General features: G+C 46.2%; 9 protein-coding genes. 5 read left to right on the top strand and 4 right to left on the bottom strand.

Features of this window, described 5'->3' with window-relative positions; all coding sequences use genetic code 11:
- Positions 1 to 93: 93 nt before the first annotated feature.
- From QZW82_RS24440 to QZW82_RS24430, 3 genes are all read right to left on the bottom strand, one after another.
- The gene (locus QZW82_RS24440; protein WP_293154166.1) at positions 94 to 462 is read right to left on the bottom strand and encodes a hypothetical protein; all 369 of its coding nucleotides are present in this window, start codon (positions 460 to 462) and stop codon (positions 94 to 96) included.
- A 37-nt stretch (positions 463 to 499) separates the two neighbouring features.
- Positions 500 to 871: a hypothetical protein gene (locus QZW82_RS24435; RefSeq protein WP_293154163.1), complete on the bottom strand. Its 372-nt coding sequence runs from the start codon at positions 869 to 871 to the stop codon at positions 500 to 502.
- Between the two features lie 114 nt (positions 872 to 985).
- A complete protein-coding gene (locus QZW82_RS24430; protein ID WP_293154160.1) occupies positions 986 to 2,326 on the bottom strand; it encodes an adenylosuccinate synthase in 1,341 nt (446 codons plus the stop codon).
- Between the two features lie 372 nt (positions 2,327 to 2,698).
- Here QZW82_RS24430 and QZW82_RS24425 point away from each other — a divergent pair, with 372 nt between their 5' ends.
- The gene (locus QZW82_RS24425) at positions 2,699 to 3,736 is read left to right on the top strand and encodes an adenosine deaminase (RefSeq protein ID WP_293154157.1); all 1,038 of its coding nucleotides are present in this window, start codon (positions 2,699 to 2,701) and stop codon (positions 3,734 to 3,736) included.
- A gap of 406 nt (positions 3,737 to 4,142) precedes the next feature.
- Positions 4,143 to 7,082: a CHAT domain-containing protein gene (locus QZW82_RS24420; protein ID WP_293154154.1), complete on the top strand. Its 2,940-nt coding sequence runs from the start codon at positions 4,143 to 4,145 to the stop codon at positions 7,080 to 7,082.
- A gap of 310 nt (positions 7,083 to 7,392) precedes the next feature.
- On the opposite strand, the gene tnpA is transcribed toward QZW82_RS24420, so the two are convergent.
- Positions 7,393 to 7,950, bottom strand: coding sequence for an IS200/IS605 family transposase (gene tnpA, locus QZW82_RS24415; protein WP_293154151.1), 558 nt, complete (start codon positions 7,948 to 7,950; stop codon positions 7,393 to 7,395).
- A gap of 582 nt (positions 7,951 to 8,532) precedes the next feature.
- Between tnpA and QZW82_RS24410 the strand changes: the two genes are divergently transcribed.
- The 3 genes from QZW82_RS24410 to QZW82_RS24400 all read left to right on the top strand — a co-directional run bounded on the left by QZW82_RS24410 (position 8,533) and on the right by QZW82_RS24400 (position 13,156).
- On the top strand, positions 8,533 to 10,092 hold the full coding sequence (locus QZW82_RS24410) for a hypothetical protein (RefSeq protein WP_293154148.1): 1,560 nt from the start codon (positions 8,533 to 8,535) through the stop codon (positions 10,090 to 10,092).
- A gap of 44 nt (positions 10,093 to 10,136) precedes the next feature.
- On the top strand, positions 10,137 to 11,624 hold the full coding sequence (locus QZW82_RS24405) for a TldD/PmbA family protein (protein ID WP_293154146.1): 1,488 nt from the start codon (positions 10,137 to 10,139) through the stop codon (positions 11,622 to 11,624).
- Between the two features lie 185 nt (positions 11,625 to 11,809).
- Positions 11,810 to 13,156 carry a TldD/PmbA family protein gene (locus QZW82_RS24400; protein WP_293154144.1) on the top strand — a complete coding sequence of 449 codons (1,347 nt, stop codon included), beginning with the start codon at positions 11,810 to 11,812 and terminating at the stop codon, positions 13,154 to 13,156.
- The last annotated feature ends 416 nt before the right edge of the window (positions 13,157 to 13,572 follow it).

Here is a 13,572-nt window from a genome sequence, read left to right as displayed (position 1 = left end):
TTGTAGGGTGCGTCAGTATTAAGTTTATGACGAAAAATTTACGTGTTATCAACTGACGAACCCTACTAATTGGGCTAGTTGCGTAACTCCAGATTAAATTCGCTGAAGGTATTGATAATTTTCGTTTTCCACGCACTTCAGCAATTCCAGCATTTTTCTCAGACGGTACGTTCCTGATTGATACTCTTCTTTGGAAGGGGAATCACCCAGCTTATTCAGAACTGCATCGCTTTCACTAATGATTTCTTGGCTGAACATTTTCTTGAACTGCTGGCGAATCTCTTGATTTAATTCTACTAGAGGCAGAATTACATTTTCTTCATCTAGGTAAATTTCAGTGTCGATTGATGCACCACCTATTTTGGAAAATTGTGATTTTGCTAACCACTCGTAAGTAGCTGCTGTGATTATTACACTATCAGACGGTTCACCATTGGCTGAATAAAAACTGATGTCAAACATTGGGATTACTCCTTCTCGCAAACATCCAGAAACTCATTCAAAGGACTCGCTGAAGATACTGATAATCTTCGTTTTCAACACATTTTAGCAAGTCCAGTAATTTCCTCAAACGGTAGGTTGCTGCTTGATATTCTTCTTTGACAGGAGAATCTCCCAGCTTGGTGAGGACGGTATCGCTTTCGCAGATAATTGCATCTCGGAAAAAATTTCTGAACTTCTGGCGAATATCTCGATCTAACTCAACTACAGGTAGCTTCTCGTCTTCTTCATCTATCAAAATATTTGTGGGAACAGATGTGCCAATTTTGGAAAATTCCGATCTTGTCAACCACTCGTAAACGTCTTCAGACATTTCGACATAGTGCGGTGGCTGATTAATTTTGAACTCGTAAAAAATAAGATCTAACATTTAATTACGGTTGTTTCCTGAAAGACTGCATACACCGGTGCGTCGCTGCGAGATTGTCTCTCTTTTTTAGGATTTTTGATGGCGACGCACCCTACAGCTACTGTTGCATCAGCTTTAGGAGTGTACTGCTAGAGCCGTGCCGTCGGCCGACAACAATCCGCGTTTCGGGCCGTGAATCGGGTCTTCTACGATAATAGTTTGGTCGCGGCCTGCTCCGAGAGATACAATGGCGATCGGCACTTCCATCAAATCTGCCAAAAACTTCAGATAATCCAAAGCTTGTGACGGCAAATCTTCCAAATTGCGGCACTCTTCGGTGGACTGCTTCCAACCGGGAAGGGTTTCATAAATGGGTTTGCAGCGAGCAAATATCCGCGAACTTTTGGGGAAATCGATGCAACGTTCGCCGTCTATTTCGTAAGCAACGCAGACTTTGATTTCTTCTAATTCATCCAAAACATCTAGTTTGGTAACAGCGAGACAATCAAGGCCGTTGATGCGGACTGCGTAGCGGCCGATTACTGCGTCGAACCAGCCGCAGCGCCGTTTGCGACCGGTTGTGGTGCCGAATTCTGCTCCTCTCTCGCCCAAAACTGCGCCAATTCCATCGACCATTTCGGTAGGGAATGGGCCTTCTCCGACGCGGGTTGTGTAGGCTTTGGCGACGCCAATTACGCGATCGATCGCTGTGGGGCCAACTCCGGTTCCTACACAAGCGCCGCCAGCGATGGGATTGCTGGAAGTAACGTAAGGATAAGTACCGTGATCTAAGTCTAATAAAGTGCCTTGGGCGCCTTCAAACAGAATGTTTTTCCGCTTGTGAAGTCCCTCATAAATCTTTAGGGAACTGTCTACTACGTGCGGCCGCAAACGATCGGCATAAACTCGATATTCATCAATTACCTCTTGCGGATTTAGAGGCGGCAAATTGTAGAGTTTTTCCAGAATGACATTTTTATGCTCGATCGTCCATTCCAGTTGTTCTTGCAAACCTTCCAAGTCCATTAAATCGAGCATCCGAATGCCCGTGCGTTCGGATTTGTCGGCGTAAGTCGGGCCAATGCCGCGTCCCGTCGTGCCGATTTTATAATTTCCCCGCTGCTCTTCCGATGCTACATCAATTAATCTGTGATAGGGCATCGTGACGTGAGCAGTCTCTGAAATCATCAGCGAGGCAGTCGAAACATTCAGTTTTTCTAACTGATCTAATTCTGCAATTAAAACTTTAGGGTCGATTACCGTTCCGCAGCCGATGATACACTTTGTCTCAGGGTAGAGAATCCCGGACGGAATTAAGTGCAGCTTGAAAGTCTGATCGTTGACTACCACCGTGTGACCGGCGTTGACGCCCCCTTGGTAGCGGACAACGATATCTGCGGATTTGCTGAGCAAATCGGTAATTTTGCCTTTTCCTTCATCGCCCCACTGGGCGCCGATCACAACTACGTTAGCCAAGGGTTTCTCGCGTTCAGTTCAGGTTGACACAAACTCCGATTATGTACGAATGCGTCCCGGATGTCAAATTAATTTTTGTTACAATTTAGAGAAGTGAGGCTGTATTGCTCTCAAGAAAAGACTCTCAGGATGATCCGAGGAGAGGGGGAGAGGGGGAGATGGGAGAGAATGTGATTGGTTTTTATGGGAATCCAATGTGCAGCTTAAATTTGGAACAGTTTACCTGCTTGAGGTTATTGGCTAGTATTTGGGAAAGACCGATTTCTGGGCACCGATGCGCCCAGAACTAAATTACAAATCCTTCAATCTTTTAATCCTTCAATTCCTCAATCTTTTCAATTCTTCAATCCAAAATCTCAAATCTAAAATCGCATGACTTTACACGCTGAGTTGCACCGACATCTAGGTGGTTCTGTGGTTCCTCGAATTTTGTGGCGGTATTTCGATCGCCATAATGCCGAAATGGTCGATCGCTTTCAACAATATTCCGCTTTTGAGGAGTTTTACACTCGTCCCCGCAATACTCTCGACGAGTATTTGGAACTGCACACGCTGGTAGAAAGCGTGCAAACTGTTGAGACTTTGCCTTATTTTATCTATCGGTTGATGCGGGGGGCTTACGTATTTGAAAATCTGGCTTATTTGGAGTTGCGCTATACGCCTTATTTGCGGACTCCTGAGCATTTGGAACAGTCAAAACGCATTGATTTGATGGCAGAAATTGTCCAAGTTGTGGGTAAGGCAAGTCAAATTACTGATTGTCCAATTGTGACTAGCCAAATTTTGTGTATGCACTCGCGTTTGCCCTATGAGGTGAATCGGGCGATCGTGGATTTGGCGGCACAAATGGGAGAATATGTTTGTGCGATCGATCTTGCGGGCGGTGATGCTGCTATTGGCGATCGCCTGGACGAATTTGTGGGATTGTATGAGTACGCAAGGTCGATCGGCATTAACACAACCGGACATCTCTACGAAACTACATCTGGCTGTTATCCCGAACTTCTGCCCTATCTGATGCGGATTGGTCACGGGATTCAAATTCCGTTAAAATATCCCGAACTGTTGCCAGAGGTGGCGCGTAGAGGTCAATGCTTGGAGGTTTGCCCGACTACCTATCTCAAAACGGGAACCTTGCAGGATATGCGGGAATTGAAGGTTGTGTTCGATCGATGTTTTGAGGCTGGTGTCGATATTGCCATTTGCACCGACAACGCGGGATTGCACAACGTGCGACTGCCTTTTGAGTACGAGAATTTGTTGACTCTGGATATTATTGATTTTCGGCAGTTACAAGCGTGTCAAGATGCTGCTTTCCGCCATGCTTTTGCGTGGCCCTATGACGGGCGGCCCGTGAAGATGCTGACTGGTTTGTTGCAGCATGAGTCGGTTGGTGCGATCGTTAATTAGCAAAGAATATATATTTAACGAACCGCGAAGGTGCGAAGCAGTGACTACGACAGAAACCAAAGAAACCGGGTTTTTCGCAGTTTTTAGGCTGTGTATCGACATTCTCGAAAAAAACCCGGTTTCTCGCCTCCACCCAAAATCTCAGAAACCGGGTTTTTGCCCAAATCACTGACTGTAACCAACTATTCTGGAAAAAACCCGGTTTCTCGCCACCCCACAAGTCCAAGACTACGACAAAAACCAAAGAAACCGGGTTTTTCGCAGTCTTTAGGCGGTGTATCGATATCCTCGGAAAAAACCCGGTTTCTGGCCCCGCCTACAAAAATCTTGGCATCGCCCGCCCCAAACAGATGAGTTTCAGCGATAATAAATTAATAGAGCGAACCATCCCAAATCCCAAATCGCCATGAATTCAGAACGCCAACAAGCCTATCTCAACCTGATAAATCAACTGCTAAATAGTCCCAGCGGCGAAGAAGCGGAGGTATTGAAAACTCACCCGGAATTGCTGGATGATGGCTTGGTGGCTGCAATGCTAGAAGAGGCAGATAATCTTAGGGAATTTGGCGTATTAGATAATGCTAATCGGTTGATGAATTGTGCAGGGATGTTGCTTGGCAGGAATAACAACTCCTCAGTGGCAGTCACCCGACAAGCCACAGCAAATATACTGAATGCTCAAGCTATTCAGCAGCATAGAATTAGTCAATTTCGAGAAGCTTTACAGTCTTGGGAAGAGGCACTAACTATCTATAAGCAAATAGGCGATCGCCAAGGAGAAGCTGCTTCCATCGGCAATTTGGGATTAGCTTACTATTCCCTAGGGCAATACCACAAGGCAATTAAGTTCCATCATCAGTCTTGCAAGGTTGCACGGGAAATAGGAGATCGCAAACAAGAAGCCAACTCTCTCGGCAATTCGGGCTTAGTTTACTATTCCCTAGGGCAATACGACAAGGCGATCGAGGATCACAAACAGTCTTTAGTGATTAAAAGGGAAATAGGCGATCGCCAAGGAGAAGCTAATTCTCTCTGCAATTTGGGCAATGCTTACGATTCCCTAGGGCAATACGACAAGGCGATCGAGTTTCACGAACAGTCAAGAAAGGTTTCAGAGGAAATAGGATATCGCAAAGGAGAAGCTAATTCCCTTGGCAATTTGGGTACAGCTTACCAATCCCTAGGTGAATATGACAAGGCGATCAAGTCTCACCAACAGTCTTTAGATATTTCACGGGAAATAGGCGATCGCCAAGCAGAAGCTATTTCCATCGGCAATTTGGGTAAAACTTACCAATCCCTAGGTCAATACGGCAAGGTTATTAAGTCTCACCAACAGTCTTTAGATATTTCACGGGAAATAGGCGATCGCCAAGGAGAAGCTATTTCCATCGGCAATTTGGGCTTAGCTTACTATTCCCGAGGTCAATACGACAAGGCGATCGAGTTTAGCGAACAGTCTTTAGTGATTTCACGGGAAATAGGCGATCGCGTGGGAGAGTCGATATCTTTCAGTAATTTAGGCGTAACTCTATTCAAAAACAACCAACTCGCAGAAGCAGAATTAACACTCTATGCCTCAATCAAAATCAGGGAAACTCTGCGGTCTGAATTAATCAATGATGACCATAAAATATCATTTTTTGAAACCCAAGCAGATGCCTATCGCCTCCTGCAAAAAGTCTTAGTCGCCCAAACTAAATTTGACGAAGCCCTAGAAATATCTGAAATGGGACGTACTCGTGCCTTCGTGGAATTATTGCAGAAAACTTTATCACCCAATGATTTCGCAACCAACGAAATCACAAATAAATTATCAATCCCCAAAATCCAACAAATAGCCCGCGACAGAAACTCCACAATAGTAGAATATTCGATTATCGATTCAGACAACCTTTACATCTGGGTAATCCAACCAAACGGCAACATCACCCATCGCACCGCCAACCTCGAACCCCTCAACCAACAAAACCAAACCCTCAAACAAATCATCCTCAAAACCCGCGTCTCCATCGGCACCAATGAAACCGACGACCAAGGCAACAAAATTCAGCTAGAATCCCAGTACAAACAAGACGTAACAGGCGGCTTTCCCCTACTGCAACTCCTCCATCAAATCCTGATCGAACCAATCATCGACTTGCTACCCACCGATGCCAATTCCCCCATCATCTTCATCCCCCACTACGACTTATTTTTAGTACCCTTCGCCGCCTTGCAAGATAGCAACAACCGCTACCTAATCGAAAATCATACCATCCTCACCAGCCCATCCATCCAAGTATTAGAACTCACCCGCGAACATCAAAACCGAGTGCGAGGATTGAGACAAGCCGCCCTAATTGTCGGCGATCCAACCATCGCCCCAAAATTCAAAGAAAAACCCTACGAACTCCAACAACTTTCCAGGGCAAAAGAAGCCGCCGAAGCCATCGCCGCAACTTTAGGAACCCAAGCAATTAGCGGAGAAAATGCCACAAAAGTCGCCATTTTAGACAAGATGCTAAACACGCGCATCGTCCATTTATCCGCCCACGGACTCCTCGACGATTTCCAAGGTTCCGGCATTCCCGGCGCGATAATTTTAGCACCATCAGGAGACGACGACGGCGCAATTCATGCCGTGGATATCCTGCAATTAAAACTCGATTCCGAACTCGTAGTATTGAGCGCGTGCAGCACCGGCCGCGGTAAAATCACCGGAGATGGAGTCATCGGATTGTCGCGCTGCTTCATCCTCGCCGGAGTCCCCAGCATCATCGTTTCGTTGTGGAATATGGGAGTTATTTCAGCCAAGTTGCTAATGACTGAATTCTACCAAAATTTAGCACGGGGAGACGATCGAGCTGCGGCCTTGCGGTGTGCTATGCTAACCACAAAAGCTCGATTTCCGAGTCCCATAGCTTGGGCTGCATTTACGCTAATTGGCGAAACCGAAACTTTACCGCTGTCAACTGCAAAAATAGATTTAAGGAGTCTGAAAATGTCACTTCCAGATGATGCGAAACCTGAAGAAATTGTGGCGGCTTTTAGTAAGTTATTGAAAATATCGGAACCGCAATTTGTGGCAGAATTATCCGCGATTGATGTTGGTGCGATGGATAATGTGAATGTTATAGCTGAAAGAATCAAGGATTGGTGCGAAACTAAGCCTCAGATTGAAGAGAATTTGGAGAATGAGATTTATCAAATGGGTGCGGGCGGGACTGATAGTGATGCGCCGGAGGAAGTGGTGAGGGAGTTTTATGAGACGTTGAAGGAAAATCAGATTCGATTGGGTTTGTCTGGGGATTCTGTGGCGGTTGAGGCCCCGGCGGTGGGTGAAGAAGGCCCCGGCGGTGGGTGAAGAAGGCCCCGGCGGTTAGAAACCGCGGCTACACAAACGATGTCCGCCTCCGCGGACGAAGAGGGTATTCGGAGGTGATAAATCATTGACCCCCGGCGGTTGGAAACCGCGGCTACACAAACGATGTCCGCCTCCGCGGACGAAGAGGGTATTCGGAGATGATGAATCATTGTGTAGAATCTTCAACCCGCGCACCATCCGGGTTTTGTTTGTGTAGACGCGGTTTCAACCGCCGGGTGGATGGGGGGAAATCACCGATTGGAATCTTCAACCCGCGCACCATCCGGGTTTTGTTTGTGTAGACGCGGTTTCAACCGCCGGGTGATTGAAAACCGCCGGGTGATTGAAAACCGCCGGGTGATTGAAAACCGCCGGGTGATTGAAAACCGCCGGGTGATTGAAAACCGCCGGGTGATTGAAAACCACCGCGTAAATTTTTAGAACCTGCGAAAGCAGGATCAGAAACCCATTCCCATTCAGGAATCATTGATTTTTGGCGGTGGTGAACAGCCTGATTTCTGATATAGTTAGCCACAGTGTCGATCGCATCACGACTAACCGTAAACGCCCCATAACTACCTTGCCATTTAAAAAAAACACCCGGTTTAAGTTCGTGAGTTACTAAATGAGAAGAACTACCCTTAACTTCCTTAATAATTTCAGCTATTGTCAAAGTTGACGGAAAACCGACTAGCAAATGTACATGATCTTCTATCCCACCAACAGCAATTACAGTGCATTTTAAATTATTACATTTTCCAATAATGACCGCATAAATTGCTTCTTGAATATCGGGAGTAATCAAAGGCAATCTATCCCAGGTTGCCCAAACATAGTGTACATATAACTGCGTGAAATTGTCTCTCATTTCTCGTAATATGAAATTTTTCTTCAACCCGCGCACCATCCGGGTTTTGTCTGTGTAGACGCGGTTTCAACCGCCGGGTGATTGAAAATCACCGGGTCAAATCTTCAACCCGCGCACCATCCGGGTTTTGTCTGTGTAGCCGCGGTTTCAACCGCCGGGTGATTGAAAATCACCGGGTCAAATCTTCAACCCGCGCACCATCCGGGTTTTGTCTGTGTAGACGCGGTTTCAACCGCCGGGATTGATTGACGGCACAATGAAATCATAATGATTATATCCCAATTCAGACCCCCGGCGGTTAGAAACCGCGTCTACACAAACGATGTCCGCCTCCGCGGACGAAGAGGGTATTCGGAGATTGAGGAATCCGGCGATTAGGCCCCGGCGGTTAGCGATTAAGCCCCGGCGGTTAGAAACCGCGTCTACACAAACAATCTCCGCCTCCGCGGACGAAGAGGGTATTCGGAGATTGAGGAATCCGGCGATTAGGCCCCCGGCGGTTAGAAACCGCGTCTACACAAACAATCTCCGCCTTCGCGGACTAAGATTGAATTAACATCATGTCTCATCCCGGATTCGATTATGACCGAACCACCGAAAATTAAAAATCCCAGCATTACTCTCTATCCTTTTCACCTGCGGAATGATGCCGATGAAGGCTACGGCGCAGCAGCCAAAAATGCTCAATTTCTGTGGGAAAATCTAGCAGATAATGTCGGTACACAATTTAACAGCAACGAACTAAAATCTCTCCGAGAAAAGCTGATTTGTTACAAAGACAAACAGTATTATCCCCAAGGCGAACAGGAAAAACCCAATAATCGCGAACTGCTGATTCCCGATGGCAAAACTCTGAAGTTCCAGCCAATAACTCAGCCAGATAATCCCAAAATTTATGGCTCTATTTATGCCCTGCGGATTCACGATATTTACACCGCAGATTTAACATTTTATTATAAAAATACTACAATCCAAGTATCAGACTTAAATCAATTAAATCCCCAAGGTTGTCTGTTACCAAACTCAATTAAATCGTCCCTGGGACAAACTTTATTGTTGTACGCCGAACCAGCAGTTTTTGATACTCGTCGCAAGCTAGCTGACGAATGTGTTACAGCTTTTATCCACAGTCAACAGCCAGCTTCACCGGAGTTTCGCGCGCAAGGGATATTATTCGGGAGTCCGATTTTTGAGTATGAAAGCCGGGAAGATGATGCGTCTAAACGGTGTCACATTCTAGTATGGTTGGAAAAAGATCCCGAAACTTTGAATAAAGCAACTCTAAAGTTTAATTCTTATTTGATGAATCTGCTGTGTTATCGTGCTAAAATTTTATTTGTGTATGGTGCAGCTCGAAAAAGCTATCGCCAAGCACAGCAAATCGTCGCCGACTTGGAAAATAATTTGCCGAAATTTGGTGAAATCGAAAGGGAACAAGATAGACAAGTTAAGTTGCGGAAGTTAAAGGATTTGCTGGCGGAAGTTCGGACTAAAATGCTTGCTTGTTCTCACCAAGTGCGCTATTTGCAGGAATTTAGAAATACTATTGATACTAATGCTGAAAATTATAGTGATGTGCTGACAAAGATTAGAGGTTTGTCTATCCCAGGGGATAATCTGGATTTTTGGCAGAGGTTTCTGGATTTGGCTGAGGGTAAGTATCAGCGGCAAATTGAAATCGATTTGAATTATCTGATTGCTAGTCAAGATTTGTTCCAGCAGTCGATATCTACTCTGCGGGGAATGGTGGAAATTGAACAGGTGGAATTCGATCGCGAAAAGGAAGAAAGAGAACGTCAGCGCGATCGCGAACAGATACAATTGTACAGGGAAAAGGAAGACGCACAGAAAGAACGCGATAAAGCTCAAATGGCGATCGACAAGCAAAATGAAGAACAAGAGAAAAAGCGCGATCGCCAACTTGAGAATATCATATTTTTTGTCGGAACTGCGATCGGGGGCGGCCAAATCTTCTCCGCCGCCTATCCTCTCCTGAAGGAGACACCGATTAAATGGCAACCGGATTTTTCTCTCCCCCTACATCCCTTTGCTGCGACAATTCTGTGGAGTCTGCTGTTTGGCTTAGTATTTGGCTGGTTAATGCTGGGTGTCGCCGTGTCGATTAGGAAAATATTTCGATAGTAGCGCTATAATAATGGATAACCAACGACGAACGACGAATAACTATGGTACTGTTAACCGCAAAAGTTTCTGCTAACGAGTTGGCAAATTTGGCTGTAGAGTTAATTCGGAAATCTGGTTGCGAATACGGTGATGTCCGTTTTTGCACTTACCGACGGCAAAGTTTGTATGCGCGCGATCGCTCTTTAAGCAATATCTCCGATAATGTAAGTTCCGGTTTTGGCGTGCGAGTGCTGCTAGACGGCGCTTGGGGCTTTGCCGCCAGTCACAGCAAAACACCCGCAGAGGTTGCCAGAATCGTCGCTTTGGCTGTTGAAATCGCTAAAGGTAGTCGCTTGACTCAAAAGGAACCGGTGCGCTTAGTACCTGTCGAAAAATATGTCGATACTTACATTACTCCGATCGCAATTGACCCGTTTTCTGTACCCGTTGCTGACAAAGCCGAACTTTTATTAACCATCAACGAGCGACTGCTAGCCCACGATTCACAAGGTATCAAAAAAGCTTATTCTTTTTTGCAGGCAAACCGCGAAGACAAGGTTTTTGCGTCCACAGAAGGGTCGCTAATCGCACAAACAATCTACCGCAGCTATCCGGGTTTTGGCTGTACGGCAATTGCGGGCGGCGATGCCCAAAGTCGCAGTTACGAACGCCCGCCGCTAAATATCGGTTACGAACACATTAATCCCGATGATTTGCTCAGTCAAATAGACAGAGTTGCGGCGGAAGCGATTGAGAAAGTTGCTGCACCGAAGGTTCCGGCTGGTATTTGCAAATCCCTGATTCTTAAACCGACTAATTTGTTTCTGACAATCCACGAATCCGTCGGACATCCCACGGAATTAGACCGAGTTTACGGCTACGAATCTAATTTTGCAGGCACGAGCTTTGCGACTACTGATAAATTGAATAAGCTGCAATACGCTGCGCCTTGGGTGAACTTTAAGTGCGATCGCACTCAACCGGCAGGCCGCGGTACAATGGGTTACGACGATGAAGGAGTCAAATCCCAGGATTGGTACGTTGTCAAGGATGGAATTTTAGTTGATTATCTGACAGATAGAGAAACAGCTTATCGTCTCGGACGTGCCAGCAGCAACGGTTCTGCTTGCGCTGATAGTTGGTCTAGCGTACCGATGGTGAGAATTCCTAATTTGGGATTGGAACCGGGCCCGGATGGCGGCAGTCATACTGCTACTTTGGATGAGATGATTGCTGATACGGAAGATGGGATTTTAATTGACGGTGTTGGTAGTTTTTCCATCGATCAGCAGCGTCGCAATTTTCAATTCGGTGGCGATGCTTTCTGGAAGGTGGAAAAGGGTAAAGTTGTGGGAATGTTGAAGGATGTAACTTATCATTCGATGAGCACTGATTTCTGGAATCAAGTAGATGCGATCGGGCCTGCTTCGGAACGGGTACAATGTGGTACTAATATGTGTGGTAAAGGTGAGCCGATGCAGGTTGCTCAAATGACTCATGCTTGTGTGCCGGTGCGGGTTAGGGATATTCAAATTGGGGGAAGGGTTTAATTCGGATTGATTTAACCGCAGAGGGCGCAGAGAACACAGAGAGAGAATTCAGAGATGGATGATTTAAATGACTCATGCTTGTTCGCCGGTGCGGGTGAGAGATATTCAAATTGGGGGAAGGGTTTAATTCGGAATGATTTAACCACAGAGGGCGCAGAGAACACAGAGAGAGACAAGAGAGATTTATGATAGTAACGACATCGCCTACAATTTTAAGTGAAGATCGAGCTTTATCTTTGGTAGAAAAAGCAGTCAAACAATCGGAAGCAGAGGCAGTATTTGTCAGTCTCTATACTGGTGAAGAATCTCTTTCCCGATTCTCGGAAAATCAAATCAGCCAAAATATTAGCAAGACTGTATTTAGCCTCAACGTTACTAGCTATTTCGGTAATAAAAGCGCTTCTGCATCTGTTACCGAATTTGATGAAGAGGCGATCGCCCAAACCGTCAAACGATCGCAGGAATTAGCCAAAATTGCCCCCGCAGACCCCGAATGGATGCCCTTGCTGCCCCCTCAAACCTACGATTTACCCGCCCCCGCGTTTGATGAAGCAACGGCCTCTGTATCGCCTCTAGCCCGCGCAGAATTGGTGCGACAAGCTTGCGCGATCGCCTCTCAGGAAGGTGCAGATGCTTCCGGTACTTTGAGCACGGAGGCGTCATTATATGCGATCGCCTCGTCAACCGGACTCCGCGCCTGCAACCAGTCTACGGAGGCGAATTTCGGCTTTACAGCCCGCATCGGAGACGGTTCTAGCTGGACGGAAAGCACGGCTTGGGGTATCAATCAACTACAAGTATCGGGATTAGCAGCACAAGTTGTCGATCGCGCGATCGCATCCCGCAACCCCCGCGAAATCCCTCCGGGAGTGTATCCTGTAATCTTTGATGGCGCTGCGTTTGCGGATTTGCTACCGTGGATTGTTTGGGGTATGGATGCGCGGGCGGCGGATGAAGGGCGATCGTTTATGTCGATCGCAGATGCAGCCGGAAAACCCGCTGGAAACCGCGCTGGGGAACAACTTTTTAGCCAGTTAGTGCAGGTACAGCGCGATCCGAATCATCCTTTGTTGCGATCGGGTAATTTCTTCGGTGACGGATTGAGCAATAGCTATTTGGAAATCATCAAAAATGGTGTTCCTCAAAGTTTATCTTATTCCCGCTACTGGGCGGCACAAAAAGGCAAAGAAGCGAAAGGTGCTTATTACCCGATCGCGATGACAGGTTCCAACCAAAGTTTAGCAGATTTAATCGCTCAAACCGATCGCGGAATTTTCGTCAGTCGAGCTTGGTATGTCAACTACGTCAATCCGAAAACATCGGAAGTAACCGGCATGACTCGCGACGGTACTTTTTGGATTGAAAATGGTAAGATTGTTTATCCGATTAAAAATTTCCGTTTCAATCAAGTTTTACCTGATATGTTGCGCGATGTCGATGCAGTTACCGAGGCGAAACGTTACGGCGGCAATGTCGTCCCCGGAGTGCGGGTGAAAGCTTTTAATTTCACCAGTGTTACTGATAGCTTGTAACTCGCAATTATCGCATGACTCCGCCAGTTAGCGAATGTTTGTAGTGAGGACTTTAGTCCTTTCCATAATAATAAGAAGGACTAAAGTCCTCACTACGAACCTAACCAATGTTTTTAGTGAGGAGTTTAGTCCTTTCCATAATAAGAAGGACTAAAGTCCTCACTACGAACCTAACGAATATTTGTCGTGAGGAGTTTAGTTCTTTCCATAAGAAGGACTAAAGTCCTCACTACGAACCTACAGTAATTTATTTAAAAAAATGTCAAATATAGATATACGTCTAGTTAAAACCCACATTCCGCACCCCCAACTGGCACATAGGGGGATTGAGGGGGGAAAAGTGAATCATCCGAGACAAAAATGAGTAGAAATACTCAATTATCTCGGTGACTCAACATCACCCAGTAGTCCATTCT

This window comes from Microcoleus sp. bin48.metabat.b7b8b9.023 (genome assembly GCF_013299185.1).
In the GTDB taxonomy this organism is placed as follows: Bacteria; Cyanobacteriota; Cyanobacteriia; order Cyanobacteriales; family Microcoleaceae; genus Microcoleus.
Note: the sequence above shows the minus strand (reverse complement) of the source record. Positions and strands in the feature narration are given on the sequence as shown.

Coding starts and splice junctions, on each gene's coding strand:
- QZW82_RS24420 (WP_293154154.1), top strand. CDS start 4,143: ATGAATTCAGAACGCCAACAAGCCTATCTCAACCTGATAAATCAACTG.
- tnpA (WP_293154151.1), bottom strand. CDS start 7,950: ATGAGAGACAATTTCACGCAGTTATATGTACACTATGTTTGGGCAACC.
- QZW82_RS24410 (WP_293154148.1), top strand. CDS start 8,533: ATGACCGAACCACCGAAAATTAAAAATCCCAGCATTACTCTCTATCCT.
- QZW82_RS24440 (WP_293154166.1), bottom strand. CDS start 462: ATGTTTGACATCAGTTTTTATTCAGCCAATGGTGAACCGTCTGATAGT.
- QZW82_RS24425 (WP_293154157.1), top strand. CDS start 2,699: ATGACTTTACACGCTGAGTTGCACCGACATCTAGGTGGTTCTGTGGTT.
- QZW82_RS24435 (WP_293154163.1), bottom strand. CDS start 871: ATGTTAGATCTTATTTTTTACGAGTTCAAAATTAATCAGCCACCGCAC.
- QZW82_RS24400 (WP_293154144.1), top strand. CDS start 11,810: ATGATAGTAACGACATCGCCTACAATTTTAAGTGAAGATCGAGCTTTA.
- QZW82_RS24405 (WP_293154146.1), top strand. CDS start 10,137: ATGGTACTGTTAACCGCAAAAGTTTCTGCTAACGAGTTGGCAAATTTG.